This window comes from Streptomyces tirandamycinicus, assembly GCF_003097515.1.
GTDB lineage: Bacteria > Actinomycetota > Actinomycetes > Streptomycetales > Streptomycetaceae > Streptomyces > Streptomyces tirandamycinicus.
The window spans coordinates 1,537,742-1,564,217 of sequence record NZ_CP029188.1 but is presented as its reverse complement, the minus strand read 5'-3'; the positions used below and the strand labels follow the sequence as shown (position 1 = coordinate 1,564,217).

The following is a 26,476-nucleotide window of genomic DNA, read 5'->3' as shown; positions in this document are numbered from 1 at the left end:
TGTTCTCGCTCCGCCCTCGTTCCGCCCTCGTTCCGCCCTCGCTCCGCGTCCGCGGAGCGGGGGCAGCGCACGCCCTCGTTGTCAGTGGCGGCTGCCAGGATCGGGAACATGACGACGATCGACTGGGATGCCGCCGCCGGCACCTTCGACGAGGAGCCCGACCACGGACTGCGCGACCCCGGGGTCCGCCGCGCCTGGGCGGAACGGATGCGGCACTGGCTGCCGCCGGCTCCCTCCGATGTGCTCGACCTCGGATGCGGCACGGGCAGCCTCGCCCTGCTCGCCGCCGAGCAGGGCCATCAGGTGACCGCCGTCGACCTCTCACCGCGGATGGCGGACGCCGCCCGCCGCAAACTGGCCGGCACGGCTGCCGAGGTGCTGACCGGTCCAGCGGAGCGGCCTCCGGTGGGCGACCGGCGCTTCGACGCCGTGCTGGTGCGCCATGTGCTGTGGGCGCTGCCCGACCCCGAGGCGGCTCTCGCCCACTGGGCTTCACTGCTGCGCCCGGGCGGGCGGCTGGTGCTCGTCGAAGGGGTGTGGGACGGCAACGGACTCCCGGCCTCCCGGCTGATCGGCGCCCTCGGGCCGCTGAGCCGGAGGATCGACCACGAGCGGCTGTCGGACGTGCCCGGGCTCTGGGGCCGACCGGTGCACGACGAGAGGTACGCCCTGGTGGCCCGGACGAGTCCGGTCCCGTACGACGAAACCGCCGACGAGGCCACCGACAAGACCACCGGTGGGATCACCGGCGAGGTCGTCGGCGCGGCCCCGGTCCGGCATCGCGAAGTCGTCGATGTCCACCTCGTCCTGCGACGCGGCGACGATGTCCTGCTGGCCCGCCGGTCGGGCACCGGCTACGCGGACGGACTGTGGCACGGCCCGTCGGGGCACGTGGAGGACGGGGAGGACGTGCGCGCGGCCATGGTGCGCGAGGCGTACGAGGAGATCGGCGTCGCGTTCGCGCCGGAGGATCTGCGGGTGGCGCTGGTCATGCAGCACCGGGGGCCCGGCGACCCGCCGCGCACCGGCTGGTTCTTCGAGGCGGTCCACGGCAAGGGCGGCGAGCCGTACAACCGGGAACCGCACAAGTGCTCGGAGCTGGCCTGGCACCCGCTGGCGGCGCTGCCGGACGACATGGTCGCGTACTGCAGGGCCGCGTTCGAGGCGTATCGCCGAGGTGAGCGCTTCGTCCTCCACTGGCACGAGGACGACGACCCGGTGGGCCACGACCCGGATCTTCCGGACCGTGCGGTACCGCTGCCGATGACCGGCGTCAGTCCAGCAGGCTGGTGAACCGGCCCTGCCGGGCGAGGAGTTCCAGGGCGTCCAGGGCGCGTTCGGCCTGCTCGGCCGCCCCGGGGTCCCGTTCGGCGAGACCGCTCGCGGCGAACTCGTCCTCGTCCAGCCGCAGGACCAGGGCGCCGTCGGCCGACACCCACAGATCCAGGTCCAGATCCTCCACCACCAGCTCGTCCGCGGACACCCGGGCGGGCCGGGTGATGTCCGTGTACCAGCCCTTCAGCGCCCCGTCGCCCGCCCGGACCTCCTTGACGGCGTACCAGCGGTCGCGCCAGTAGTACTCGGTGAAGACGTCGCCCGGTTCGAAGCGGACGAACCCGAGGTCCCTGACGCCCTCACCCGCCCACGGGGCCCGGACGGTGATCCGGTTGCCGTCGTCGGCGACGACGTCCGCCGGGTAGCGGATCTTCGTACGGCCCGCCTTGACCAGGGTGACGTCGATCCGGGAATCACCCCAGCGTGCGGACATGGCGCACCTCCGTTGCGCAGATCTCGTAGCCGAACCACTCGTTGACGGCGAGCATCGGGGCGTTGCCCGCGTCGTTGCCGGTGAAGGCCTCGGTGAACCCGGCGTCCCGCGCCCGGTGCAGCGAGTCGTTCTTCGCCAGCTTGGCCAGCCCGCGGCCTCGGTACTCCCGGGCGGTGCCGGTCATGGCGGTCCCGTAGCGGGTCGAGCCGTCCGTACGGGCCGCGCTGAACGCCACCGGGCGCCCGTCCACCACGGCGACCGACGTCAGTTCCCGGCTGAACAGGGGGTGCCCCCAGGTCTCGTCGAGCCAGTGGGCGTAGTCCGTCAGCTCGGTCGCCACATCGCCCGGTTCGTCCGCCGTCGTGGCGGCGTCCAGCTCGAACAGCGGCCGGGGGTCGCCGGCGAAGTCGGACGCCGGGACGATCCGGACCCCGTCCGGCGGGGTCCGCAGCGGCGGCAGCGTCCCGCCGGCCAGGTCGAGGCGGAGGAAGTGCGCGGTGCGCCCGGCCCGGTAGCCGTGCCGCTCCGCGAAGGCACGGTGCCCGGGCTCGTCCAGCACCCAGGTGTAGACCTCGGTGGCGCCCGCACCGGCCAGGTACTCCTCGGCGGCGCGCACGACGGCGGTACCCGCGCCCCGCCCGCGGCGCTCGGGATGCACATAGACGTTCGCGTACCCGACCCCCGGTTCGGGACTGTCGTGGGCGAGCCCCACCCGGGCCGTGGCGATCACCTCCCCGCCCTCCTCGGCGACCAGCGGCCGGTACCGGGAGTTCGGATGCGCATGCTCCCCCTCGAACACCAGGGCCTCGGGGGTGACCAGCATGAAGGGCAGGGCGGCGCGGCGGACCCGGGCGACGGCTTCGGCGTCTCCCGGCGCGCGGAAGGCGCGGACGATCACGGTCATGTGGCGGCACGCTACGCGCGCGCCCCCGTGCACGCCTCTCAATTTCCCGGACGACCGGAGCGGCGTGCCCGGGGCCCGGAAGTGGGGGACAATCGCGTGGTGACCTTGAAAATCGTCATCGACACGGACGCGGCCCCCGCGCCCTACGAGCAGCTCCGCTCCCAGATCTCGGCCCAGGCCCGCTCGGGCGCCCTGCCCGTCGGCTACAAGCTGCCCACCGTGCGGGGTCTCGCGGAGGAGCTCGGCCTCGCCGCCAACACCGTCGCCAAGGCGTACCGCGCCCTCGAGGGGGACGGAGTGGTCGAAACCCGGGGCCGCAACGGCACGTTCGTCGCCGCGGCCGGTGACGCGGCCGAGCGCCAGGCCGCGACGGCCGCCCAGGCGTACGCCGAGCAGGTCCACCGCCTCGGCCTGTCCCGCTCCGACGCGCTCTCGGCGGTGCAGGACGCGCTGCGCGCCAGCTACGGCAATTGACCCCGCCCGGCAGGTCCGGGTTCCGCCGGGCCGTCGGCGGCCTGGTGGTGCCGCCCGGTGCCGGCGGCGTGGTCCGCGTGGGCGGCCGCCCGGCTCGGCACTAGAGGTACAGCCCGGCGTCCGCCCCGCCGTGCTGGGACGGCACCGACGCCGGTACCGTGCCCCGCCGCACGGCGTACAGTTCCGCCAGCGTCGCGCCCTCGCGGCCGACCCCCTCCTCCGTGCCCAGCCAGGACACGGACTCCTCGCGGGTCAGCGGGCCGACCTCGATCCGCGCGAGGCAGCGGCCCGGCCGGACGACCGCCGGGTGCAGCCGCTCCAGGTCCTCGTTGGTGGTGACGCCCACCAGGACGTTCCGGCCCTGGCCGAGCAGCCCGTCCGTCAGGTTCAGCAGCCGGGACAGCGCCTGGCCCGCGGCGTGCCGGGCCTCGCCGCGGATCAGCTCGTCGCAGTCCTCCAGCAGCAGCAGCCTCCAGCGCTCCTTGGCGGTGCCCTCGTCCTCGCCGATCGCGATGTCCATCAGATAGCCGACGTCGTTGAACAGCCGCTCGGGGTCGAGGACGCAGTCCACCTGGCACCAGTCGCGCCAGGAGCGGGCCAGGGTCCGCAGCGCGGAGGTCTTCCCGGTGCCCGGTGGACCGTGCAGCAGCAGCAGCCGGCCCGCGATGTCGTCCGGCGTCACCTTCATCAGCCGGTCCATCGCCTTCGCCACCGGGGCCGTGTAGTTGGGCCGGACCTCGTCCCAGGCACCGGCGCTGATCTGGCGGGTCGTACGGTGCGGGCCGCGGCGGGGGGAGACGTACCAGAAGCCCATGGTGACGTTCTCGGGCTGCGGCTCCGGTTCGTCCTGGACCCCGTCGGTCGCCTGCCGGTGGACGCGCTCGGCGAGTTCGGAGCTGACCGCGGTGACCGTGATGTCCGCCCCGCGGTTCCAGCGGGAGACCAGCAGGGTCCAGCCGTCGCCCTCGGCGAGCGTCGCGCTCCGGTCGTCGTCGCGCGCGGCGCGCAGCACCCGGGCGCCCGGCGGCAGCAGCGTGGCGCCGGGCTTGACCCGGTCGATCGTCGAGCTGTGCGAGAACGGCTGCTCGCCCGCCGCGAAGCGGCCGAGGAACAGCGCGTCGACGACATCCGAAGGCGAGTCGCTGTCGTCGACGTTGAGCCGGATCGGCAGAGCGTGCTCAGGCGTGGCGGTCATGGCGCCATGATCCGGCACGTCGGCCCCCGGTGCACGGCCTTTTGGCGCGTGCCGCGGGTCCGCGCGCCCCGGTGCGCCCCCGTTCCCGTCCCGCCGCCCCGGGCACTCAGGTACGCAGCGACCGGGCCGCCCTCCTGGTGCGGCGGAGGACGGCGTACCCCTTGGTGAGGGCCCGGTCCCGGGCGAAGGCGCGGGCCACCCCCCGGCCCTCGACGAGCCGCTCGAACTCCCCGGCTCCCGTGGACCGCCGGACGGTCACCCGCTCCAGGGCGTACGGCCCCTGCCGCCGGCGGGCCAGGGCGTTCCCCACGGCCAGCGACTGCGCGAACCCCGCCGCGCGCACCGCCCGGCGGACCCGCCGGCTGGAGTAGCCGTAGGGGTAGGCGAACGAGACCGGAGCGGTGCCCAGTTCCGCGGTGATGATCTCCTTGCAGCGCACTGCCTCGGACCGGAGCCGTCCGTCGTCCAGCTGGTCGAGTTGCGGGTGGGTGTGCGAATGTCCGCCGATCTCCGTGCCCGCCGCGGCCAGTTCCCGCACCTGCCCCCAGTCCAGCATGGTGTCGGGCGCACCGCCCTCGTGATGCGGGCCCCGCAGCCAGCCGGTCGACACGAACAGTGTGGACGTGAAGCCCAGCGTGTCGAGTACGGGAAGGGCGTGCCGGTGCACGCCCTCGTAGCCGTCGTCGAAGGTGATCAGCACCGGCCGCGGCGGCAGCGGTTCCCCGTGCCGCCAGGCCCGGCCGAGCCGTGCGGTGGTGACCGGGGTGAACCCGCGCTCGCCCAGCAGTTCCATCTGCTCGGCGAACGCCTCCGGCGTCACGGACAGCGGGTGCGCCGCCGGTGCGGGCCGGTGCGCTATCGCGTGGTACATGAGGATCGGTACGGACTCGTCGTTCATCGGGCCTCCAGGCGCGGGGCGGGTGCGGTGATCGGGCCGTGCGAGAACGCCACCCCGGGCCGGGTGCGCGCCCGCGCCACGGCGTATCCGGCCGCGGCCGCGGCCGCGCCGACGGCGATCGCCCCGGCGCGCCCGGCTCCGCCGGGGCGGCCCAGCAGGGCGTCCCGCAGCCCGCGCAGCACGCCCGCCGGGAGCACCCGGGTGGTGTAGCGCCGCTCGGTCTCGAGGCCCTTGCCGCTGCCGACGCTGCGCGAGACCAGGGCCTTGGACAGCCCCTCGGCGTAGGCGCGGGTGCGGAAGTAGCGGAAGCTCTCCCTGGCCGCGGGTACCTTGTGGTGGATGACGGCACGGTCGTCGATCAGCAGCACCGCGTCCGGGAGCGCCCGGCCGAGCCGTATGCAGAGCTCGGTCTCCTCGCAGCCGAGGGGTCGCCTGCCGCCGTCCCTTCCGATGCCGGTGGCGAACCCGCCGGCGGCGTCGAAGGCGGTGCGGCGGAAGGACGCGTTGCCGCCGAGGACGTTGCGGACCGGGACGCGGCCGGGCGGCAGCCCGCGGTAGGTGCAGCCGACGACCCAGTCGAACTCCTCGGGGAACCACACGGGTCTGCGGCCCGAGGCCCAGACCGGCAGGGTCCTGCCGCCGACGGCCATCACCCGCGGGTCGTCGTAGCCCTCGGCGAGGTGCCGCAGCCAGTCGTGCTCGGCCACGGCGTCGTCGTCGAGGAAGGCCACGAACGCGCCGCGGGCCGCGGCGACACCGGTGTTGCGGCCGGCGGAGAGGCCGCGGGGGCCCGCGTTGGCGAGCACCCGCACCTCCTCTCCGGGTGACGCGGCCCCCCGGCCGGGCGTGAACTCCTCGGTGAGCCGGTCCAGCAGCCGGGCGTTGTGGTCGACCACGACTAGCGTCTCCAGCGCCGGGAGCGACTGCCGGCGCACCGACTCCACGGCGTCGAGGATGTCCGCCCAGCGGTCCTCGGTGTAGACGCAGATCACCACGGAGAACGTCCGATGGCTCAAGAGATGCTCCCGCGGGGGGAGTTGAGGCCGACGGCCGGACCGCTGCGCGCGGCGCGGCGGACGCCCTTCTCCCTGAGGATCACCTTGAGCACCCGCAGTCCGTCGCGGACGGCGCTGAGGTTGCTCACCCCGTGGATGCGCAGGTACTCGTGGCTGGGGACCTCCTGGACCCGCAGTCCCGCCTTGACGACCCGGATGTTCATCAGGGTCTCGATCTCGAAGCCGGTGCAGTCCAGGGTGATGCTCTCCAGGCAGTGGCGCCAGAAGGCGTTGTAGCCGTAGCAGAGGTCCGTGTAGCGGGCGCCGAACTTGGCGTTCACGATGCCGCAGAGGATCCGGTTGCCCAGCTTGCGGATCGCCGTCATGTCGTCGGTCCCGCCTCCGTTGGCGAAGCGCGAGCCCTTGGCGAAGTCGGCGCCGCCGACCAGTGCGGAGACATAGCTGACGATCTCCTGGCCGTCCGCCGACCCGTCCGCGTCGACCATGACGATGATGTCGCCGGTGCAGGCCGCGAAGCCGCTGATGAGCGCGTCCCCCTTGCCCTTGCCGACCTGCCTGACGACCTTGACGTCGGGCCGCAGTTCACGGGCGACGTCCACCGTGGCGTCCGTGGAGTTGCCGTCGACGAGCACGACTTCATGGATCCACTCGGGGAGGGTTCCGAAGACGTGCGGAAGGTTCTCGGCCTCGTTCATCGCCGGTATCACGACGCTGACCGGCGGGGTGATGGCGAGATGGGTGGAGATCGGACGGTACTGGGCCGGTGTCCGGCCGAGCGTGGCGGTGGCGGTGGCCGTGGCGGTGGCCGTGGCGGCGGCCACCGCCACCGCCGGATCGGGTGCACCGGGCGTGGCCGGCGGATCGTGAGGACCCGGGACCGCCGGGCGCAGGAACGAGCTCATGAGTCGGTTTCCCTCTCGTCCGGTGGACCGCCCGCCCCCGGGCGGTCCGGATGAGTGTCCGGTTCGAAAGGGGGGTTGCTCTCACCCCGGCCAGGACGGCATGGATCTCCGTACAGGCTGGGCGAGCTGGCACAGCCGGCTGCGCGGTACGCGACTCGGCACATGTGCGACCGGTCGCGGCACCCCCCTACCGCGCCCCGCCCCGGACCGTCGCGACGTCAGAACCCCTCCCCAGGAGTCGCCTTTGATGGTCCGTTGCGGGTGGATGTACGACGGTATTGATGATTGGGACTGTATGACAAGAGCAGGCCATAGGGCGCACTTTTCTCCGTCTTTCACCACCAGGTTCTGGAATGCAGGGAACTGCTATGCAATGCGATGTCTGAGGGGCGGAATGCCATCGCAGTGACGTCTGTGGTGTACGTATTGCGGACAGCGGGGTGTGGAGTGCGGACCGGCCGCTCCGGGGGCGGCGCGCACGGCGTGCGCGGGCTGATCCGAGTGCCACGAGCGCCGCTGCCGTGGTTCCCGGCGCGGAGGGTGCCGGCAGAGGTGCGCCGGGGGCGCGCGCGGATCAACGGAGTTCGCCTGCCCCGGCGTGTTTGTCCGTGCATAAGGCGCTTTGCCGCAATGCTGGACCCCGTCCCGTCCGCCATCTCCGACGGGTCGTCAAGAACGACTGCGTAACGCCCCTGTTGCCCGCCCGCATTCTTTTTGGCATGAACACTTCCGGCGAACTAAGGGACATGCTACGACAGTTGAGCAGAGATCCTGCTAATGGGAGGTTCCATGAAACTGTCCCGAATCGCGGCATTCTCGTCCTCGCTTCTTCTCGGCGCCGTCCTCGCCCTCACCGGCACCGGTCATGCCCAGGCCGCGCAGTCCGCGGCCGCGGTCGACTACGTGGCCCTCGGCGACTCGTACTCCTCGGGCCTCGGCGCCGGCGCCTACCTGAGCAGCAGCGGCTCGTGCAAGCGCACCAACCGGGCGTACCCCGCCCTGTGGGCGTCCGCCAACTCACCCGCGTCGTTCGCCTTCACCGCCTGCTCGGGCGCTCGTACGGGTGATGTCCTGGCGAGCCAGCTCGCCCCCCTCCACGCGGGCACCGACCTCGTGTCCCTCACGATCGGCGGCAACGACGCCGGCTTCGCCGATGTGATGACGACCTGTGTGCTGCAGTCCGAGAGCACCTGCATCGCCCGGGTCGAGGAGGCCAAGCGCTTCGTGGACTCGACCCTCCCGTCCCGGCTGGACTCGGTGTACTCGACCATCAGGTCCAAGTCGCCGTCCGCCCGGGTCGTCGTCCTCGGCTACCCCCGCTTCTACAAGCTCAACGGCAGCTGCATCGCCGGACTCACCGAGAGGGAGCGCGCCGCGATCAACGGCGGAGCCGACCACCTCAACGCGGCCATCGCCAAGCGCGTCGCCGACCACGGCTTCACCTTCGCCGATGTCGTGCCGACCTTCACCGGGCACGAGATCTGCTCGGGCGCCTCCTGGCTGCACAGTGTCAACTGGCTGAACATCGGCGAGTCGTACCACCCGACGGCCTCCGGACAGTCCGGGGGCTACCTGCCGCCGTTCCGGTCAGCGGCCTGACCGGACCCGCCCGCGTACGGGGGACGGCCCGGCCACCACGGGCGCGACCGCCGGGCATGCTCCTCGTACGTGACCGCCGGGAACTCTCCTCGTGTACGACCGCCGGGGACTCCCCTCGTAGGCGACCGGGCGCGCCACCCGCTCCGACCGCGTCGCCGCCGGACTCCCGGCCCCACCGGGATCCGGCCGTGGCGCACCGCGCCGTCGGCGTCTCGGCTCCGCACGGTCCGTCCCCGTGACTCCGCATGATCGACACCCGCGGCTTCCCCTCGCCCGAGGGGAAGCCGCCTGCCGTGCGGCCTCCGACGGGCGGGGCCCTGGTCGGTGGACGCCGGCGACGGCAGCGGGGTGGGCCGGCGTCCGCCGCTCACGGACCGGGGCTCAACTCAGGGCTCCCGCGGCCCCCCTGAGCGCGAGTCCGCATCCCAGTAGCACCACGGTGAGCGCCGTGCCGATCGGGGCCGACCGCTGGACGAACCCGGCCAGCCGCCCGGCGGTGCGCCGCCGGGCGAGCCGCGCCGTGATCCGGCCCCCCAGCCGCACGACGGCGAACCCGGCCGCGGTGAGGGTGAGCGCCAGCCCCGCCCCGTAGGCGACGACGAGGAGCAGCCCGAACCAGGCGTGGCCCAGGGCCGCGGCGCCGACCAGCACGACCACGGCGGAGGGGCTGGGGACGAGACCGCCGGCGAGACCGAGCAGGATGCTACGGCGCAGGGGGTGCCGCCGCTCGGAGCCGTGGTCGGGGCGGTGCCGGTCGCCCGGTGCCGGGTGCTGGTGGCCGGTGCCATGGAGCTCGTGGTGGTGCCCGTGCTCGTGGTGGTGCGCGTGCTCGTGTTCGTGCTCATGGTGGTGCGCGTGCTCGTGTTCGTGCTCATGGTGGTGCGCGTGCCCGTGTACCGGCGCGGCGTCGCGGGCACGCTCGTGGCCGTGGCCGTGGCCGTGGCCGTGGCCGTGGTCGTGGTCGTGGTCCCGGCCGTCACCATGGGACTGCGTGTGCGTGTGCGTGTGCGTGTACGTACGGAACCGTCCACCGCCCAGCCAGTGGACGTGCGTGTGCCCCCGTCCCCGCGCCCGGTCCTGCCACGCCCGCCGCGCCAGCAGTGCCCCCGCCACGGCGACGAGGACCCCGCTCGCCATGCCCAGCCAGCCGACCACGGCCGGGGTGACGGCCGATCCCGCCACGATCAGGGCGCCCAGCGCGAACACGCCGAGGGTGTGGGTGACGGTGACGGAGGCCCCGAGCGCCAGGACCTCCCGCAGCGAACTCCGGCCGCCCGCCGCGGCCGCCGCGGCCATCAGGGTCTTCCCATGACCCGGGGCGAGGGCGTGGCCCGCGCCCAGCACGAGGGCGACGAGCAGTGCGAGCGCCCCGAACGGCACGGTGAGGTCGCGTCGTTCGACCAGCCCCGTCAGGGCCTGGGTCCAGCGGTCGACCCCGCGCGGCAGCACGGACGGGGGCGCCGCCGCGGCAGCCGCCTCGTCGAGCGCCGGTCCGCCGGGTACGGCCGTGAGCCGGGCCGTGGTGTCGGACGGCGGGGACTCCAGCAGGCGCTGCGGGTACGCGGACAGCCTGCGGGACACGGACTCGGCGGGGACGTCCGACGAGGCCAGCGTCGCACGGTCGGCGCGCGCCGTGACCTCCCGCCAGCCGGCGCCCTCACCGGGTGCGGCCGTGAAGACCAGCTCCGCCCTCCCGCCCGGCAGCGGTGCGCGCATCGCGCACTCGACGCGGAGCGTGGGCAGTCCCGCCTGGCCGGGCCGGACCGCGGCGCGGGCGGACCCGGCCTCGAGCGGTACCGCGCGGCCGTCGACGAGCAGCCGGGCCGCACGCGCCGCTGTGCCGCAGCGCTCCTCCGCCCAGGCCGCCAGCGCGGCCGGAGCCATCTCCCGGGGCCGGATCCGCGCGGTCGGGATCTCCGCGAGGTCCTCGACATGGTCGACGCGCAGCTCGCGCTCGGTGACGACGAGGCCGTCGTAGCGGTTCACGGAGAAGTTCCCCAGGGGGTGCGCCACGGCGGGCGTCCCCGTCCCGACGAGCAGGGCGGCCACAGCGGCCGCCACCGCCAGCGCGGCCGGTACCGGGCGCCTTCGGCGGTGCGCCCGTACACCCGCGGTCCGTACACCCGCGGCCCGTACACCCGCGGGCCGTCCGCCTGCGGTGTGCCCGGGCCGTGGCGGGCGGGGATCTCCGGTTCGGGTGCGCTCGGTTCGGTCGGCGGCCCGCGGCCGTGGGTGTGCGGTGTGCCCGCGCCCCGGCTGGTCGGGGGACCCGGCGGTCCGCGCTGCGGCCCCTGGGCCGGTGGCTCGCGGCGCCGCGTGCGCGGTGTGCCTGCGCCCCGGGTGGCCGGGGGACCCGGTCCGCGCCCCGGCCGCCAGTCCATGGTGACGGGCGTGGACAGGGCACGCGCCCTTGGCGGGTCCGGGAGCCGGGGGGCGCCGTGCCGCTCACGGGTGCGCCCGGCCGCGGTCGCCCACCCGCCACGACGGGTACGTGGCACCCGGCCGCCTCACGCTCGCCGGCGCCCGGTCTCCGCCGGTCGTCAGCGGCGGCGTTCGGTGCTGACGATCAGGCAGACACCGGCCACGACGACCGCGCCGCCGACCGCAATGGGCCAGGTCAGCCGCTCCCCGAGGACCAGCGAGCCGAGGAGCACGGCGACGACGGGGTTGACGTAGGCGTAGGTGCGGGCACGGCCGTGCCCGCCGCCGTGGCTTCGCGGGTCGCCGTGCCTGTGCCCACTGCCGTGGCTTCGCCGGGCGGGTACCCGGCAGGCGAGCAGCCGGCTCCCGGCTGCGGTGAGGGGTCCGGTGACGGCGGGATGGGCCCCGCCGTGCCGCCGCGCGGGTCCGCCGCGCACGAGCTGCTGCCCGCCCTGCCGGCCGCCGCCCAGGGCGCGGCCGGCTGCCCGGCCGCCGACGGCGCCGCCCTCGACCTCGCACCGGGGCGCGCCCCGCCCGCGCTCGCGGCTCCCGGACCGATAGACCTCTCCGTACTGCGCGTATAGGCCGCGGCACCGCGTCCAGCACCGTCCGTAACCCCCTGCGCCACCCGAGAGGGAACACCGTCATGCCCGCGTCACGCACCCCTGCCCGCAGCGGCACCCGTTCCGGCCGCTCCGTCAAGCCGTTCGCCTACGGCGCCGCGGTCGCCGCCGCCGCGGTTCTGCTCGGCTTCGTGTCCTACACCGCCACCAAGCCCGACGACTCGGCGACCGGCGGGCGCTCCGTGGCCGACGTCTCCGCCGACCCGGACGCCGGTGTCTACCCAGAGCTGGAGAAGCTCGCCCGGCGCGACGCCGGCGACCCTCTCGCGCTCGGCCGTGCCGACGCGCCCGTGGTGATGGTCGAGTACGCCGACTTCCAGTGCGGCTACTGCGGCAAGTTCGCCCGCGACACCGAGCCGGAACTGATCCGCAAGTATGTGGAGAAGGGCGTGCTGCGCATCGAGTGGCGCAACTTCCCGATCTTCGGGGAGGAGTCCGAGGCCGCCGCCCGGGCCGCCTGGGCCGCCGGGCGGCAGGGCCGGTTCTGGCAGTTCCACAAGGCCGCCTACGCCGACGGCGCCAAGGAGCAGGGCTTCGGCGAGCAGCGGCTCAGGGAACTCGCCGCCGCGGCCGGGGTGAAGGACCTGGCGCGTTTCAGCCGCGACGCGGACGGCGAGGAGGCGCGTCAGGCGGTGGCCAGGGACCAGGAGGAGGGCTACGGGCTGGGCGCCACGTCCACGCCGTCGTTCGTCGTCAACGGCCGTCCGATCGCGGGCGCCCAGCCGGAGCGGACCTTCGTCGAAGCGATCGAGGCGGCTCGGGAGGCCGCGACCACGGAGCCGGCGGGCCCCGAGTCGGCGCCGACGACCCCGGCCCCCGGTGCGAAGACTCCCGGTGCTCCCGGTGCTCCCGGTGCTCCCGGTACTCCCGGTACTCCCGGTGCTCCCGGTACTCCCGGTGCGAAGGACCCCGGCGCCACGGCTGCGGGCTCCGCCGCTCCGGGCACGCCCGCGCCCGGCGGGGCCGCTTCCGGAACCCCGGCGCCGGGGACGGCGGGCGGCGAGTGAGCGACATCGGCTACCTGGCCGCCTTCCTGGGCGGCCTGCTCGCTCTGCTCAGCCCCTGCAGCGCGCTGCTGCTGCCCGCCTTCTTCGCGTACTCGATCGACACCACGTCCCGGCTGGTCGCGCGCACCTGCGTCTTCTACGCGGGCCTGGCGACGACCCTGGTCCCGCTGGGTGCCGCGGGCTCGTTCGCCGGGCGCCTCTTCTACGGCCACCGCGACCTGCTGGTCGCGGTGGGCGGCTGGCTGATCATCGCGCTCGGGGTGGCCCAGTTGGCGGGTCTCGGCTTCGCCTCCCGCCGCCTCACCGAGGCCGGCGGGCGGATCCGACCCACCACCGCGCTCTCCGTGTACGCCCTCGGCGCGGTCTACGGACTCGCGGGTTTCTGCGCGGGGCCGATCCTCGGCAGCGTCCTCACCGTGGCGGCCCTGAGCGGAAGCCCCGCGTACGGGGGGCTCCTCCTCGCCGTCTACGCCCTGGGCATGGCGGTCCCGCTGTTCGCCCTGGCCCTGCTGTGGGAACGCTGCGACCTGTCCCGCCGCCGCTGGCTGCGCGGACGCACCCTGCGCATCGCCGGGCGCTTCGAGCTGCACACCACCTCGGCCCTGTCCGGCCTGTTCTTCGTCGTCCTCGGCACCGTCTTCCTCGCCTTCGACGGCACGACGGCGCTGCCGGGGCTGCTGTCCGTCGACGACTCCTTCGCCGCGGAGCAGTGGGCCTCCGACGCGGGTCGTGCGGTACCCGACTGGTTGCTGCTCGCCCTGGTGGTGGCGTCCGCGGCGATCGTCCTCACGGTTCGCGGGCTGCGCGGGCGGGACCGGGTGTGACGGCCGATCCCGCGGTGCGCCCGTCGGCGCGCGTCGGCGTCCGTTCGCGTGCGTCGGCGTGCGTCGGCGTGCGTCGGTCTCCGTCGGTCTCCGCCGGTGTCCGTCGGCGTCCGCTCGGTTCCGCGTGCTTCCGCTGGGCTCCGCCGCCGTCGTACTGCCGTCGTGCTGTCGTCGTAGTCCCGTCGTACGGGCCTCGTACCGCCGCCGGTGAACCAGCACGAAGCCCCCGCCGACGATCTCGACGGGGGCTTCCGCCCTGGTAGGGCTGCGGTGGCTGGGGCCGGGGTCGAACCGGCGACCTTCCGCTTTTCAGGCGGACGCTCGTACCAACTGAGCTACCCAGCCATGCGACTCGGGAGTCGCAGCGGTCCTGACGGGATTTGAACCCGCGGCCTCCACCTTGACAGGGTGGCGAGCACTCCAAACTGCTCCACAGGACCAGAGGTGATGCATGGTGCGAGAGCCAGTCTCGCACACGATGGTGCGTGCCCCCAACGGGATTCGCACCCGACAGCCTTACCGTCCTGACCTGGGGCGATGTCCGAAGGGCGAGTGTACGGGCTGGTTTCGGTCCTCCAGCGTCCCGCTCGATCCGGCTTGGCCCCGGGCCTGTGCCCACTGGTGGGCACGGGCCGACGCGCCGTCATTGCCACGCTCGAGCTGTCCGCGCTCAGGGGAGCGTTGCCGGCCTGCACCGGCGGGCGTCCATGGTGCGAGCGAGGGCAGCGACCGGCTTCGATGTCTCCATCCGAGCCGGATCGGTTCAGATCTTGATAACCGTGGCCCGCGTGCCGCAAAGCGTCATCAGGTCCTCGGGGTCGGAAGTGAGGATCGTGGCCGGCCCAGGTGCGGCGAGGGCGGTGGCGGCGAGCATGGCGTCGATGGCGTACTTGTGGCCGTGCAGGCCGGCGTCGGCGAGCAAGGCGGCCGCGTGGCGGGCGATCGGCTCGGTGATCGGCTCCAGGACGAGGCGGGCGAGCGTCCATTCCAGGGCCGGGCGGTTGATGCGGGGGTGGATCACCTCGACGAGCGTGGCAGCCGAGGTGATCACGCGTAGGTCGTCGGCGCGGGCCAGGGCAAGCCAGCCGGTGACCGTGCGGTCGCGCAGGACCGCTTTGGCGAGTCCTTCGCTGTCGAGGACGAGAGTGCCGCCGGGTAGCGCAGGGGAGCGGGTCACGCGGCGCTTGTCCCGTGCTGGTTCTGTTCGCGCCGTGCCAGCGTGAGCTGGTCGCGCAGAGACCGGATCTCCTCGTCCGTGATCGGGCCGTGCTCGGCTTCGGCGACGGCGATGAGTTCGTTGAGGTTGTCGCGTTCGATCTGGCGGGCCACGGCAGCGGTCACGTAGGCGGACAGGCCGGAGTGGCCGCTGCGGGCCTTGGCGGCCTCGGCGATGTCGCGCGGCATGGTGATCGAATACTTGCCGGTGGGCTCGCTCATGCTCCTTATCCTACCTGTCATGCTCCCGCGGATCAGAGGCTTTCCGGGGCTTTCCGGCCGGATCAGCGCGTGGCTGCGGGCGAGGGCATGCAGCAGTGCTGCCGCCTTCTCGTGGAGCGCCTTCTCGTGGAGGGTGGGCTGCAGCTCGACACCGATGGACTTCACCCACGCCACCTCCCGGCTGCGTTACGAGGCGTGGCGCGCGGAGGAGTCAGGACCGTCTCAGCGCGTGAAGCTTCCGGGCCGGCGGCTCTGCGAGGTTGCCTCTTTCCCAGAACGCACAACGAGAACGTCCCGGACGGCGTGCCGTCCGGGACGTTCTCAAGGTGGTGGCTGGGGCCGGGGTCGAACCGGCGACCTTCCGCTTTTCAGGCGGACGCTCGTACCAACTGAGCTACCCAGCCATGCGACTCGGGAGTCGCAGCGGTCCTGACGGGATTTGAACCCGCGGCCTCCACCTTGACAGGGTGGCGAGCACTCCAAACTGCTCCACAGGACCAAGCTGTAGTGTCCGAAAAATTCGCACACATGCTATAAAACGTGCCCCCAACGGGATTCGAACCCGTGCTACCGCCTTGAAAGGGCGGCGTCCTGGGCCACTAGACGATGAGGGCTAAGGGGCCCACCTGGGCGCTTCGCAGCGCGTCGGGGACGTGAGAAGCATATGGGATGCGGGGACCGATCGCCAAAACGGTTTACGGGGCGGGAGACGGCAGCCCCGTCGGGGGCGGGGTCCGTGTTGCCGGGGGACCCTGCGGCGGAGGCGCCTTCGCCAGGTGGCGGCTGACCTCGGCCGTGGTGAGACCCAGCCCGCCGAGGGTGATCTCGTCCCAGGCCTGGAGGGTGCGCGTGTCGCGGTCGAGGTAGAGGACGGAGGCGCGGACCTTCTCCGGCTCCTCGCGTTCGACCGCCCGAAGCCCGCCGCCGCCCGTGGAGCCCTCGATCTTGAGGCGGGTGCCGAACGGGAGGATCTCGGTGTCCCGGCGGTGGACGTGGCCTGCCAGGACCAGCGGCACCTCGCCGTCCGTCTCGCGAGCGGCCACGGGGTTGTGGGCGACCGCGATGTCGACGGGGGTGCCGGCCGCGCTCTGGTCGCGCAGCGCCGAGGCCAGCCGGATCCCGGCCATGCGTTCGGCGGGGTCGCCCGCGGGGACCGTCGATCGGTCCGGCGTGAACTGGGGGTCGCCGGTGCCCGCCACCCGCAGGCCTCCCACGGTCACCGCGCGGCCCTCGTCGAGGACGTGGACGTTCTTCAGCCGCTGGAGATAGCGCTGGGTCACCAGCGAGTCGTGGTTGCCTCGCACCCAGACGTAGGGCGCGCCGAGGTCCGGGATCGGGTCGAGGAAGGGGTTCTCCGCCGCGGTGCCGTGGTCCATGGTGTCGCCGGTGTCGATGATCGCGTCGATCTCGTACTGCTCCACGAGCGAGCCGATGATGTGCCACGCGGCCGGGTTGAGGTGGATGTCGGAGACGTGCAGCACGCGCATGGTGCCCGGGTCCGGCTGGTAGACCGGCAGCGTGGAGGTCGCCTCGTACAGCTTGGTGACATTGGTGACAAGCCGGGCCAACTCCTTCTGGTACACGTCGAATTCGGTGACGATCGAACGCGCGTTGCCGACGACCGACGGGGCGCTGCTCAACAGCCCCGAGAACCTGGGCTCCAGCACCGACTTCGGATTCCAGGTGGCCCATGCGCTCGCCCCGGAGGCGGCCAGCAGGGCGAGGGCGAGGCCGCCGGCCGCGAGGGCCCGGCGCGGGCGGCGGTAGACGGCGAGGCCGAGGGCCGTGGCTCCGGAGACCACGGCGACGCAGGAGCGCAGGGCCAGGTCGCGGGTGCCCTCCGCGACGTCCTGGGCGATCTCCTCCTGGAGCCCGGCGAGACGCTCCGGGTGCTGCACGAGCGCCTGGGAGCGGACGGGGTCGAGCCGGTCGATGTTGACGTCGAGCCGGATCGGCGCGGTGTGCGAGTCGAGTTCGAGGGCGCCGAGCGGCGAGACGTTGATCTTCGTGCCGCCGGAGACGGACGGCCGGAGCGCCATGCTCGTGTCCACGGGGCCCACCGGCGTGCGGACCGCCCCCACGATCAGCAGCCCCAGCCATGCCCCCAGCAGGACGACGGCCACGAGCCCGAACGCCCGCCCGTACGGGTGCGGGCTGTGGACCAGTGCGCTGACGGGGCTCGCGCGGTGGGACAGGTAGTGGCGCCTGAGGCGGGCGAGGCCGGCTTGCAGGAGTTCATGGCGGGCCATTGGGCGCGTATGCCCGCGCCCGTGCCGGGCTATGCCCCGGGGAGGGGGCGCGTCGGGCTGCGTCTCCCGGGCTGTGTCTCCCGGGCTGTGTCTCCTGGGAGGGGGCGTGTCGGGCTGTGCCCTCGGGCGGCCGGGGCGCGTCGGCCTGTCCGGTCGTGCTCCCGGGTGGTACTCCCCGGCCGCACGCCCGGACGCGCCGGCCGGGAACCGGCACACCGCGGTCCCCGGCGAGCCGTCAGCCCCAGCCCAGTTCGTGGAGCCGTTCGTCGTCGATGCCGAAGTGGTGGGCGATCTCGTGGACCACGGTCACGGCGACCTCGTGCACCACGTCGTCGGGGGTCTCGCAGTAGCGGAGCGTCGGGCCCATGTAGATGGAGATGCGGTCGGGGAGCACACCGGCGTACCACTCCCCGCGCTCGGTGAGCGGAGTCCCCTCGTACAGCCCCAGCAGTTCCGGGTCGGACGGGTCGGGCTCGTCCTCGACGAACACGGCCACGTTGTCCATGACCCGGGTCAGCTCCGGGGGGATCGTGTCCAGGGCCTGGCTCACCAACTCTTCGAATGCTTCCCGCGACATCTCCAGCACACGCCCATTGTCGGGGACGGCAGCCGGTATCGGGCGGCAATGGTCCGGTGGGCGGCGTGATGCTCCCCGGGCCGCGGTGGGCTGGGCGGTGGGAGCCGGGCCGCCGTGGACCGCCGGCCGCGGGATCCTCCGCGCCGTGTGCGGGGGCGTGTCCCCTGTGGGGCTTGGGGAGTTGGGCAGGGAAACCGCGTCCTGTGCCCCGGAGGTGCCACCCGTGCGTCAGTTGTCCGCCCCCGGCCGTTGTGCCGTCTGGATCGCCACTGCCCTGGCGGTCGCGGCCTCAGCCGGCTGTGTGAGCGTGAGCGACGACGCCGACGGGCCGGGGCCGGTGAAGTCGCCGCAGCGGCGCGGCGCCGCCGCCGAACCGGACGGCGGTGGCGGCGCCCCGGGCGGTTCCGACGCCCAGGGCCGCACCGGCATGGGCGGTACGGAGCCCTCCGGCGGCGCCGGAACCGGCAGCGGCGCCGCGGAGGAGTCGGCGAGCCCGGGCGGGTCCGCGGTGCCGTCGGCCTCGCCCCCCGGGACGGCGGGCGGTCCGAAGCCGCCGTCCACCCAGCGGCCGACCGAGCCGCAGGGCGAGCCGACGCCCCCGGCCGGGCCCACACCCCCGGCCGAGACGACGCCGCCCGCCGAACCGACACCGTCGAGCCCCGATCCCGGGCCCACCGGGGAACCCACCGATCCGCCCACGGAGTCACCGGCCGCGGAGACCCAGATGGGCGCGATGCGGGAGGCCGTCGGCACGCCGGGGGAGGAGCCCGGCACGGAGCCGGAGGCGTCACCGCAGACGGCCCCCTTCTGACGGCCTTCTTCATGCGGCCTGCTTGCTTGCGGCCTGCTTGGTGCGGTTTCCTTCTGCTGGCCTCCGCTGACGGCTCCTTCCAGTGGGTCCGGTCCGGTGGGTCGCTGCTGGTGGGTCGCTGCTGGTGGGTCCCGGCTGACCCCCCATCCGACCGGCCCGCGGTGCGGATGACGCGGCCGGTGAGACCTCGTGCGACATCGAGCGGTTCCGCACCCGTACCGCTCACGGCGCGGGGCGGGCACGGGTCGGGCGCGGGGCGCGTCCGGCGGGCCGGTGCGGCGAGCGGACCGCGGGTGTGACGAGCGACGCACCGAAGCGGTTTGCCTTGGGTGGGGGAGGGTGCGTATGGTGGTAGATCGTTTGATCCCATTTGCCCGGCGCCATCACCGAAGCGCGCCGCGTGTGGCGCGTACTCTCCCTTGCCGTGGCTGACCGCATCGAGGCGGTCGAATTGCGAATCACGGAGTTTGGGCGCGTGCCGAGACTCCGGAAGGTTTCGCATTTCGCATGTCCATTTCCAGTTCTGACCGTGCCGTCCTGCCCGGGAACGACGAGATCGTCGATGCCGCGGACTCCTCGAACGCCGCAGACGCCGGCAGCACCCACGCCAACGGCGAGGCAGCCGAGGCCGCTCAGGTCGCCGAAGCCGTCGAGACGCCCGCCGCGCCGGAGGTGACCTTCGGCGACCTCGGTCTGCCCGAGGGCGTCGTCCGCAAGCTCGCCCAGAACGGTGTGACCGTCCCGTTCCCGATCCAGGCGGCGACCATCCCGGACGCCCTGGCCGGCAAGGACATCCTCGGCCGCGGCCGCACCGGCTCCGGCAAGACCCTCTCCTTCGGTCTTCCGCTGCTCGCCACGCTGGCCGGCGGCCACACCGAGAAGAAGAAGCCCCGCGGCGTCATCCTCACCCCGACCCGTGAGCTGGCCATGCAGGTCGCCGACGCCCTCCAGCCGTACGGCGACGTCCTCGGCCTCAAGATGAAGGTCGTCTGCGGCGGTACGTCCATGGGCAACCAGATCTACGCCCTGGAGCGCGGCGTCGACATCCTCGTCGCCACCCCGGGCCGGCTGCGGGACGTCATCAACCGCGGCGCCTGCTCCCTGGAGTCCGTCCGGGTCGCGGTCCTCGACGAGGCTGACCAGATGGCCGACCTGGGCTTCCTGCCCGAGGTCACCGAACTGCTCGACCAGGTCCCCGAGGGCGGGCAGCGCCTGCTGTTCTCCGCGACGCTGGAGAACGAGATCGACAGCCTCGTCAAGCGCTACCTGGTCGACCCGGTGACGCACGAGGTCGACCCGTCGGCCGGCGCCGTCACCACCATGACCCACCACGTCCTCGTGGTGAAGCCCAAGGACAAGGCCCCGGTCACGGCCGCCATCGCCGCCCGCAAGGGCCGCACCATCATCTTCGTCCGCACCCAGCTGGGCGCGGACCGCGTCGCCGAGCAGCTGCAGGACGCCGGAGTGCGCGCCGACGCGCTGCACGGCGGCATGACGCAGGGCGCCCGTACCCGCACGCTCGCCGACTTCAAGGACGGCTATGTGAACGTGCTGGTCGCCACCGACGTCGCCGCCCGCGGCATCCACGTCGACGGCATCGACCTGGTCCTGAACGTGGACCCGGCCGGTGACCACAAGGACTACCTGCACCGCTCGGGCCGCACCGCCCGTGCCGGCCGGTCCGGCACCGTCGTCTCGCTGGCGCTCCCGCACCAGCGCCGCCAGATCTTCCGGCTGATGGAGGACGCGGGCGTCGACGCCTCGCGCCACATCGTCGGCGGCGCCGGCGCGTTCGACCCGGAGGTCGCCGAGATCACCGGCGCCCGTTCGCTGACCGAGGTTCAGGCGGACTCGGCGAGCAACGCCGCGAAGCAGGCCGAGCGCGAGGTCGACCAGCTCAGCAAGCAGCTCGAGCGCCTGCAGCGCCGTGCCGCCGAACTGCGCGAGGAGGCCGACCGCCTCGTCGCACGGGCGGCGCGCGATCGGGGCGAGGACCCGGAGGCCGCGGTCGCCGAGGCGGCGCAGACGGCGCAGGCCGAGGCGGCCGCCACCGAGGAGTCGGAGTTCGGGGCATCCGTTCCGGAGCCGCGTACGGCGGACGTGCGGGAGGACCGCGAGCCGTCCCGCGACGAGCGGCCCTCGTACGAGCGCCGTGAGCGCCGTGACGACCGGGGCAACTTCGAGCGCCGTGAGCGTCGTGACGGTGAGCGCGGTGGTTTCCGCCGCGATGACCGTGGTGGCCGTTCGTTCGAGCGCCGGGACGGCGACCGTGGTGGGCGTTCGTTCGAGCGTCGTGACGGTGAGCGCGGTGGTTTCCGCCGGGACGAGCGTCGTGACGGTGAGCGCGGTGGTTTCCGCCGTGACGACCGTGGTGGGCGTTCGTTCGAGCGCCGGGACGGCGACCGTGGTGGGCGTTCGTTCGAGCGTCGTGACGGTGAGCGTGGCGGTTTCCGCCGGGACGAGCGTCGTGACGGTGAGCGCGGTGGTTTCCGCCGTGACGACCGTGGTGGCCGTTCGTTCGAGCGCCGTGAGCACCGAGGTGGCCACGACCGTCCGTTCAACCGCGACCGCCGCGACGACCGTCCCTCCGGCGGCTTCCGCTCCGGTGGCCACGACCGCCCGTACGGTCGCCGGGACGACCACCGCGGTTCGGGCTCCGGCTCCTTCGGCGGCGGCCGCCGTGACGACAAGCCGCGCTGGAAGCGCAACGGCTGACGCCTGCACACCGGGCAGGGCCCGTGTCCCCACCAGGGGCACGGGCCCTGCCCTGTTGCGCGTGCCGAGCCCGGTGCCGTCGAGCCGCCGCCGGTGCGCCGCGCGTCACCCGGCACCGGGCCGCACGGCCGTCCGCGTGACGGGGAGGGGCGATCGCATCGGGCATCCCGGTGTTCGAGACCGCGTCCGCGTCCGGCACACATCTGCCTGCGCGCCTCGGGCTCTCCGGCGCACATCCGTTCCCCGTATCGCTCCGAGCGGTGTTCGCCCGCCCGGCAGGGCCACGCTTTGCGCCTGCGGCGACGGCCGGAGAGGGATACCCGATCGGATGCCGGGCGCCGTACGGCTATGCTCGGGGATGACTCGCCGAGGGCCGTTAGCTCAATTGGCAGAGCAGCGGACTTTTAATCCGTTGGTTGTGGGTTCGAGTCCCACACGGCCTACCACGTGGGGGTGTCCCGACATCCCCGCTGACCTGCGCGTGAGCGCCTCACCTGACTTCTTCAGGTGGGGCGCTTCGCTGTGTCCGCGCCTGTGCTTGGGCTGATGTGAGCCCGGCAGTGCGGGCAGCCTGCCGCGGAACGAGCTTCGCCGCGTCCTCGGCGGCCTTCCGCGCGACCTCCGGCAGCACGCTCGTGTACGTGTCCGAGGTGATCGTGATCGAGGAGTGACCGAGCTCCTGCACGACCTTCATGTCCGGGCCAGCCGCGAGGGCGAGAGTCGCCGCGCCGTGGCGTAGGTCGTGCAGTCGGATCGGGGGCCAGCCCGGCCTCGGCGGCGAGAAGCTGAAACTGATCGGTCACCCAGGCGGGGTGCAGCCACTCGCCGTTCTCCTGCGTGAAGACTCGGCCGGTCTCGACGTATGCCTCGCCCCACTTGAGGCGTTCCTTCGACTGCCGCCTGCCATGCGCCTTGAGCACCTTCACGGTCTCCGAGTCGAGGACGACCACATGCTCGCCGCTGTCCGTCTTGGGGGCGGACTCCTCGACCTTCCACCCGCGCTGTACGAGCTGCGTGGCGCCTGGTCAGGGACTGCACGGTGCGGAAGCGCCGGTTCGTTTCCTCGTAGTCCGGTATCGCCCCTGCGCCGATCGGCAATCCCGGCCTGCGGGGAAGAGCGGGGACGCCCCGACGCCTCTCCGCCCTGTTCCAGTAGCGAGACGGGAAGGAAGAGCGAGAGAGGAAGACCGGAACAGCGTCCCCCACGTCCCCCTACTTTCATCCAGGCTGACTGCATTGGGTGACGGGCTGCTGGTCATGGCCCCGACATGTACTCGGGCTGGCTGTCGTTTACGTACCCATTGCTGAGCTGGGCTGATCGGCCTTGCTCGCTTGATCTTGGCTCAAACGGCCTGCGCTTTGGCACAGTTGCTACTGCGAAGAAGGTGCTGCTCTCCGTTTAGAATGATCGTTGGCGCGTTGGTTGAACGGGGAGGGCGCTGTGGCGCACGGGGGAGAAGAAGCGGCGTCACCGGACACGGGGACGTCGTTCGACACGTTTTACGGGGTGAACCCGCAGGCGGCCTTGGCGATCGAGGCCGACAAGATGAAGGCCTTCAAGAAGAGGGTCGACGATCTGCTGCTCGCGCTCGACGGCTCCGAGGCCGCCCCGGGCAAGATGGGCGACGGCCGCTTGCCCCGAGCGCAGTTGGGGTCCGGCGACTTCGGCGAGGCTCAGTTCCTCTTCGACTCGTACACGGTCGTCCATGACGAGCTGGAGAAGCTCTCGAAGGCGTTGGGGGCTCAGATCGAGGGTATGGGCCTTGCCGTTCACTCGTCCCGTGTTGGCTACGAGAACGTCGACGAGGACATCCGCGCCCGAATGAGGGCGGTCAACGCCGAGGTGGAGTCGTACTACGACCGCAGGCGAGACCCGTTCGTCGAGGATGCACCCACGAAGAAGGAACAGGACAAGGAAACGGGCTTCTGATGCCCGCGGTGATGAGTATTTGACGGGGGCGGGACATGGCTGAGCAGCCGGATGCCAAGGCACCGCGACTTCAGCGCACGGACTTCGAGTCGATGACGCACCAGCAACTCGCGGCGCTGCTGGCCTCGGCGAGCCCGGCCGGCGCGTCTGACCTGGCGACGAAGCTGGCCCAGGCATCCTCGGCGATCACGAAGATCGGCGAAGACCTGAAGGAGCACGTGACGAACCTGCCCTGGCATGGCGAAGGCGGCGATGCGTTCCGCAACTGGGGCGGCCAGACAGCAAGTGCGACGCTGCGCCTGGGCGAGTACAGCAAGGGCGCGTCGCGCTGGATGGAAGAGATCTCGCAGGCGATCGCCGAGGCGAAGGCGGCGATGCCTCCGGTCACGGAGACGACGCGCGCGCAGAGCGACCTGGCCAAGGCCCGGGAGGCGAAGGCGTTCGCCGACGACCCGGCCCATCGCAAGGACACGGACGCAGGCGACGCGGCCAAGAGGGCGGCGTCGGACGAGGCGGCGGCGCGGGGGCGGATCGAAGCGGCCCGGTTCGAGGCGGCGCAGCGGCTGCGGAAGCTGGCGCAGACGTACGAGTTCACGGCGCACCAGGTGAACGCGGCGACGCCGCCGACGTTTCCGCCGCCAGCGATGTACATGGAAGCGAACAAGTGGCGCGTCCCATGGGGGCAGCAAGGTGTTGATGGCCAGGACGGCACCATCGCAGGAAACGCCGGAGCGCCCCCAGAAGGTACGGCTGCCCCGTACGTGAAGTCCGGGGGCACCGCGGTTCGGCAGTCCGGACAGCCCGGAACGGTGGCCGGCGCGGCAGCACCCGAGCACCCGGTGGGCATGGAGATTGACGGTCTCGCGACGTTGCCAGCGGCTCCGCCGTCGTCTCCGGCCACCTCCACGGGCATCCTGCCGCCGGGTGGTCGTCCTGACGCAGGCGGCATGCTGCCCGGACTGATTCCCCCGGCCTTCGGCGGTGGCACGGTCAAGCCTTCCGCGCCTCCCGTGCCTTCTGTGACGGGGCGCCCGAGTGTTGGTGGCGTCCGGCCTCCGGTGCTGCCCGGTCAGGGACCACTGGGATCCGGTACGGCGGGAAGGTTGCCCCGTGACAGTGGCGTCATCGGCGGGCGGCCTGTGCCCCCAAGTGCCGGAAGCCCGGCGCGAGGGATCCCGCGCGGCACGGTCGTCGGCGGCGAGGGAGCATCTGCCCGAGGCCCCATGGGGTACAACCCCGCGGCTGGGTCGGGCGGCGGAGGCGCCCGGCCGGGCACCGCACCCGGGGGCCGTCGTTACGCCAGTGAGACGGGCGGCATCGTCGGGGGCGGCCCCCAGCAGTCCGGCCGACCGGGTACCCGCCCCTTCACCCCCGGCGGCTCCGGACTCGTGTCCGGCACCCCGACGGGTACGGGCGGACACGGTGCGGCACCTGCTGGACGCGGAGGAGCGGCCGTTCCACCGCCAGGTCAGAACGGTTCCTCACGCCGTCGCGACGCTCAAGGTGGCAATCGGCCCGACTACCTTGCCGAGGACGAAGAGACCTGGATGCAGAATGGCCGCCGAATCGTCCCCCCGGTGATCGACTGATCATGTCCGGAATTCGTAAGAGGTACGAGATGCTTACCAGCACCAGGCAACCGGCCAGGCTCCACTACGCCCTATCGGTGGCTGTGGGCGTGATGCTGGCCGGCATCGCTACAGCCCCAGTGCACGCTGAGACCATCCGCGAGAGGCAGTGGCACCTTGACGCGATGCACGCCGACGAGATGTGGGAAACCACCACCGGGCGTGGCATCACGGTCGCTGTCATCGACTCCGGTGTGGACAAGAACGTGGCGGATCTGCGCGGCCAGGTCCTGGACGGCATGGACTACTCCGGCCTGGAAGGAGACGAACACGCGGACCAGGCCGGTCACGGCACTGGCATGGCTTCGTTGATCGCCGCGACGGGAGCTCGGAGCAAGGTCAACGGATCGCACGGGCTGGCTCCAGGCACCAAGATCCTCCCCATCAAGATGCCGTATGCCACCGGCGGCTTCGGAACGGAGACTTCAGGGCGCCGCTACTCGGAGAGTCTGATCAAAGCCATCCGGTTCGCAGCTGACTCCGAAGCCAAGGTCATCAACGTCTCCATGGGGAGCGCGAACACGCCAGGGAAGAGGAACGTCGGTACCCCGGAGTTGACCGCTGCTGTGAAGTACGCGCTCGGCAAGGGCAAGCTCATTTTCGCCGCGGTCGGCAACAGCGGTGACGTCACGAACGCCGTCGAGTACCCAGCGGCGACACCGGGAGTCGTAGGGGTGGCCGGCGTCGACCAGAAGGCGAAACCACTTGAGAACTCCCAGTTCGGCCCACAAGTCGACCTCGCCGCACCCGGCAAGGACATTGTGGGCGCCTGCCCGGAGGGCACCCAGATCTGCGGAGGAACGGGCACGAGCGCATCCTCGGCCCTCGCCTCCGCCTCCGCCGCCCTCCTCTGGTCCCAGCATCCCGACTGGACCAACAACCAGGTGCTCCGTGTCCTGATGCAGACCGCCAGCGGCAACGACAAGGGCCTCAGCCGCGACGACGTGGTCGGTTACGGCGTCATCCGCCCACGTATCGCCCTGAAGACCCCAGGCGACCCCGGGCCCGCCGACAAGTACCCGATCCCCGGCTTCACCTACGAGGACGCCAAGCCTTCGTCCTCCGAGCCCGCCAAGCCTTCGGGCCCCGCGGGAAGCTCCGACCAGCCGACGGTCGCGCCCGCGGCGTCCAACGACGACAGCAGCGCGACCGGACTCTGGATCGCGGCCGGCATCGGCGCTGCGGTCGTGCTGTGCGCGGCGATTGCTGTCCCGGTTCTCCGCAACCGTCGCCGTCTCAGTGCATCTACAGCTCCCGCTGTTCCGCCCCAGTACGGAGGGCAGCAACTGTACTACCCGCACGCGCCGACACCGCCCCAGCGCCATGGTTTGGGGCAGCAGCCGCACACCACAGCTCACAACGAGCACAGGGAACATGATGGCGGGAGCCCGTAGGGGACTACGATCAGTGCTCGTTCAGCTGTCGTCTTCCGGCAGTCCTGGAAAGCGGGGTCGACCGGTATACCAACGGCGTTCTGAAACTCGACCATTGCCATCGT

Annotated in this window: 21 protein-coding genes, 6 tRNA genes and 2 pseudogenes; 11 read left to right on the top strand and 18 right to left on the bottom strand. The window is 72.6% G+C overall.

The window, feature by feature from the left end; all coding sequences use genetic code 11:
- Window positions 1–108 precede the first annotated feature (108 nt).
- Entirely contained in the window at window positions 109–1,293 is a 1,185-nt protein-coding gene (locus tag DDW44_RS06960; RefSeq protein WP_108905874.1) for a methyltransferase domain-containing protein, read from the top strand.
- Here DDW44_RS06960 and DDW44_RS06955 read toward each other — a convergent pair.
- Window positions 1,274–1,768 (bottom strand): ribonuclease FAU-1 family protein, encoded by a 495-nt coding sequence (locus DDW44_RS06955; protein ID WP_108905873.1) that lies wholly within the window; start codon window positions 1,766–1,768, stop codon window positions 1,274–1,276. The two genes, DDW44_RS06960 and DDW44_RS06955, sit on opposite strands and share 20 nt — an antisense overlap.
- The gene (locus DDW44_RS06950; protein ID WP_108905872.1) at window positions 1,749–2,672 is read right to left on the bottom strand and encodes a GNAT family N-acetyltransferase; all 924 of its coding nucleotides are present in this window, start codon (window positions 2,670–2,672) and stop codon (window positions 1,749–1,751) included. Before DDW44_RS06950 ends, DDW44_RS06955 begins: the two co-directional genes overlap by 20 nt.
- Before the next feature lie 99 nt (window positions 2,673–2,771).
- Here DDW44_RS06950 and DDW44_RS06945 point away from each other — a divergent pair, with 99 nt between their 5' ends.
- Complete coding sequence (locus DDW44_RS06945; protein WP_026164884.1) at window positions 2,772–3,146, top strand: GntR family transcriptional regulator; 375 nt, start codon at window positions 2,772–2,774, stop codon at window positions 3,144–3,146.
- A gap of 100 nt (window positions 3,147–3,246) precedes the next feature.
- Here DDW44_RS06945 and DDW44_RS06940 read toward each other — a convergent pair whose 3' ends face one another.
- The 4 genes from DDW44_RS06940 to DDW44_RS06925 form a co-directional block, all read right to left on the bottom strand.
- Window positions 3,247–4,341 (bottom strand): DUF5925 domain-containing protein, encoded by a 1,095-nt coding sequence (locus DDW44_RS06940; RefSeq protein WP_018891519.1) that lies wholly within the window; start codon window positions 4,339–4,341, stop codon window positions 3,247–3,249.
- Window positions 4,342–4,447: 106 nt separating this feature from the next.
- Complete coding sequence (locus DDW44_RS06935) at window positions 4,448–5,239, bottom strand: polysaccharide deacetylase family protein (protein WP_018891518.1); 792 nt, start codon at window positions 5,237–5,239, stop codon at window positions 4,448–4,450.
- Window positions 5,236–6,255, bottom strand: coding sequence for a glycosyltransferase family 2 protein (locus DDW44_RS06930; RefSeq protein ID WP_018891517.1), 1,020 nt, complete (start codon window positions 6,253–6,255; stop codon window positions 5,236–5,238). Before DDW44_RS06930 ends, DDW44_RS06935 begins: the two co-directional genes overlap by 4 nt.
- Window positions 6,252–7,157 (bottom strand): glycosyltransferase family 2 protein, encoded by a 906-nt coding sequence (locus tag DDW44_RS06925; RefSeq protein ID WP_108905871.1) that lies wholly within the window; start codon window positions 7,155–7,157, stop codon window positions 6,252–6,254. Before DDW44_RS06925 ends, DDW44_RS06930 begins: the two co-directional genes overlap by 4 nt.
- A 789-nt stretch (window positions 7,158–7,946) precedes the next feature.
- Between DDW44_RS06925 and DDW44_RS06920 the strand changes: the two genes are divergently transcribed.
- Window positions 7,947–8,756, top strand: coding sequence for an SGNH/GDSL hydrolase family protein (locus DDW44_RS06920; RefSeq protein ID WP_017945357.1), 810 nt, complete (start codon window positions 7,947–7,949; stop codon window positions 8,754–8,756).
- 381 nt (window positions 8,757–9,137) lie between these two features.
- Here DDW44_RS06920 and DDW44_RS06915 read toward each other — a convergent pair whose 3' ends face one another.
- Together DDW44_RS06915 and DDW44_RS33155 are read right to left on the bottom strand one after the other, a co-directional pair.
- The gene (locus DDW44_RS06915) at window positions 9,138–10,769 is read right to left on the bottom strand and encodes a HoxN/HupN/NixA family nickel/cobalt transporter (protein WP_483027304.1); all 1,632 of its coding nucleotides are present in this window, start codon (window positions 10,767–10,769) and stop codon (window positions 9,138–9,140) included.
- 527 nt (window positions 10,770–11,296) lie between these two features.
- Window positions 11,297–11,614 carry an EamA family transporter gene (locus DDW44_RS33155; RefSeq protein WP_279634800.1) on the bottom strand — a complete coding sequence of 106 codons (318 nt, stop codon included), beginning with the start codon at window positions 11,612–11,614 and terminating at the stop codon, window positions 11,297–11,299.
- Between the two features lie 209 nt (window positions 11,615–11,823).
- Between DDW44_RS33155 and DDW44_RS06905 the strand changes: the two are divergent.
- Window positions 11,824–12,648: pseudogene (locus tag DDW44_RS06905) on the top strand (DsbA family protein); the annotation flags it as partial.
- A 155-nt stretch (window positions 12,649–12,803) separates the two neighbouring features.
- Window positions 12,804–13,631 carry a cytochrome c biogenesis CcdA family protein gene (locus DDW44_RS06900; RefSeq protein WP_018892972.1) on the top strand — a complete coding sequence of 276 codons (828 nt, stop codon included), beginning with the start codon at window positions 12,804–12,806 and terminating at the stop codon, window positions 13,629–13,631.
- A 271-nt stretch (window positions 13,632–13,902) separates the two neighbouring features.
- Here the strand turns inward: DDW44_RS06900 and DDW44_RS06895 are convergent.
- From DDW44_RS06895 to DDW44_RS06855, 9 genes are all read right to left on the bottom strand, one after another.
- Window positions 13,903–13,976, bottom strand: a tRNA-Phe gene (locus DDW44_RS06895).
- Window positions 13,977–13,996: 20 nt separating this feature from the next.
- Window positions 13,997–14,071: transfer RNA gene (locus DDW44_RS06890), tRNA-Asp, on the bottom strand.
- Between the two features lie 323 nt (window positions 14,072–14,394).
- Window positions 14,395–14,808, bottom strand: a complete 414-nt coding sequence (locus DDW44_RS06885) for a PIN domain-containing protein (RefSeq protein ID WP_108905868.1) — start codon at window positions 14,806–14,808, stop codon at window positions 14,395–14,397.
- Complete coding sequence (locus DDW44_RS06880; protein WP_108908753.1) at window positions 14,805–15,068, bottom strand: CopG family transcriptional regulator; 264 nt, start codon at window positions 15,066–15,068, stop codon at window positions 14,805–14,807. The genes DDW44_RS06885 and DDW44_RS06880 overlap by 4 nt, the downstream gene beginning before the upstream one ends.
- A gap of 327 nt (window positions 15,069–15,395) precedes the next feature.
- Window positions 15,396–15,472 (bottom strand) — tRNA-Phe (locus DDW44_RS06875).
- 20 nt (window positions 15,473–15,492) lie between these two features.
- Window positions 15,493–15,567 (bottom strand) — tRNA-Asp (locus DDW44_RS06870).
- A 42-nt stretch (window positions 15,568–15,609) separates the two neighbouring features.
- A tRNA-Glu gene (locus DDW44_RS06865) sits at window positions 15,610–15,682 on the bottom strand.
- Between the two features lie 81 nt (window positions 15,683–15,763).
- Window positions 15,764–17,317 (bottom strand): metallophosphoesterase family protein, encoded by a 1,554-nt coding sequence (locus DDW44_RS06860; protein WP_018892967.1) that lies wholly within the window; start codon window positions 17,315–17,317, stop codon window positions 15,764–15,766.
- Between the two features lie 235 nt (window positions 17,318–17,552).
- Window positions 17,553–17,903: a metallopeptidase family protein gene (locus DDW44_RS06855; protein WP_018892966.1), complete on the bottom strand. Its 351-nt coding sequence runs from the start codon at window positions 17,901–17,903 to the stop codon at window positions 17,553–17,555.
- A 214-nt stretch (window positions 17,904–18,117) separates the two neighbouring features.
- On the opposite strand from DDW44_RS06855, the gene DDW44_RS06850 reads away from it, so the two are divergent.
- From DDW44_RS06850 to DDW44_RS06840, 3 genes are all read left to right on the top strand, one after another.
- Window positions 18,118–18,705 carry a hypothetical protein gene (locus DDW44_RS06850; protein ID WP_244223976.1) on the top strand — a complete coding sequence of 196 codons (588 nt, stop codon included), beginning with the start codon at window positions 18,118–18,120 and terminating at the stop codon, window positions 18,703–18,705.
- A gap of 507 nt (window positions 18,706–19,212) precedes the next feature.
- Window positions 19,213–21,420 carry a DEAD/DEAH box helicase gene (locus DDW44_RS06845; protein WP_108905866.1) on the top strand — a complete coding sequence of 736 codons (2,208 nt, stop codon included), beginning with the start codon at window positions 19,213–19,215 and terminating at the stop codon, window positions 21,418–21,420.
- A gap of 370 nt (window positions 21,421–21,790) precedes the next feature.
- A tRNA-Lys gene (locus DDW44_RS06840) sits at window positions 21,791–21,866 on the top strand.
- A gap of 239 nt (window positions 21,867–22,105) precedes the next feature.
- Here DDW44_RS06840 and DDW44_RS33495 read toward each other — a convergent pair.
- Window positions 22,106–22,168 (bottom strand): annotated as a pseudogene (locus tag DDW44_RS33495) (tyrosine-type recombinase/integrase); the annotation flags it as partial.
- 693 nt (window positions 22,169–22,861) lie between these two features.
- Between DDW44_RS33495 and DDW44_RS06830 the strand changes: the two are divergent.
- The 3 genes from DDW44_RS06830 to mycP are packed head-to-tail and all read left to right on the top strand — an operon-like array spanning window position 22,862 to window position 26,372.
- On the top strand, window positions 22,862–23,350 hold the full coding sequence (locus DDW44_RS06830) for a hypothetical protein (RefSeq protein WP_108905865.1): 489 nt from the start codon (window positions 22,862–22,864) through the stop codon (window positions 23,348–23,350).
- Window positions 23,351–23,385: 35 nt separating this feature from the next.
- Complete coding sequence (locus DDW44_RS06825) at window positions 23,386–24,939, top strand: hypothetical protein (protein ID WP_244223975.1); 1,554 nt, start codon at window positions 23,386–23,388, stop codon at window positions 24,937–24,939.
- 29 nt (window positions 24,940–24,968) lie between these two features.
- Window positions 24,969–26,372: a type VII secretion-associated serine protease mycosin gene (gene mycP / locus DDW44_RS06820; protein ID WP_108908751.1), complete on the top strand. Its 1,404-nt coding sequence runs from the start codon at window positions 24,969–24,971 to the stop codon at window positions 26,370–26,372.
- The last annotated feature ends 104 nt before the right edge of the window (window positions 26,373–26,476 follow it).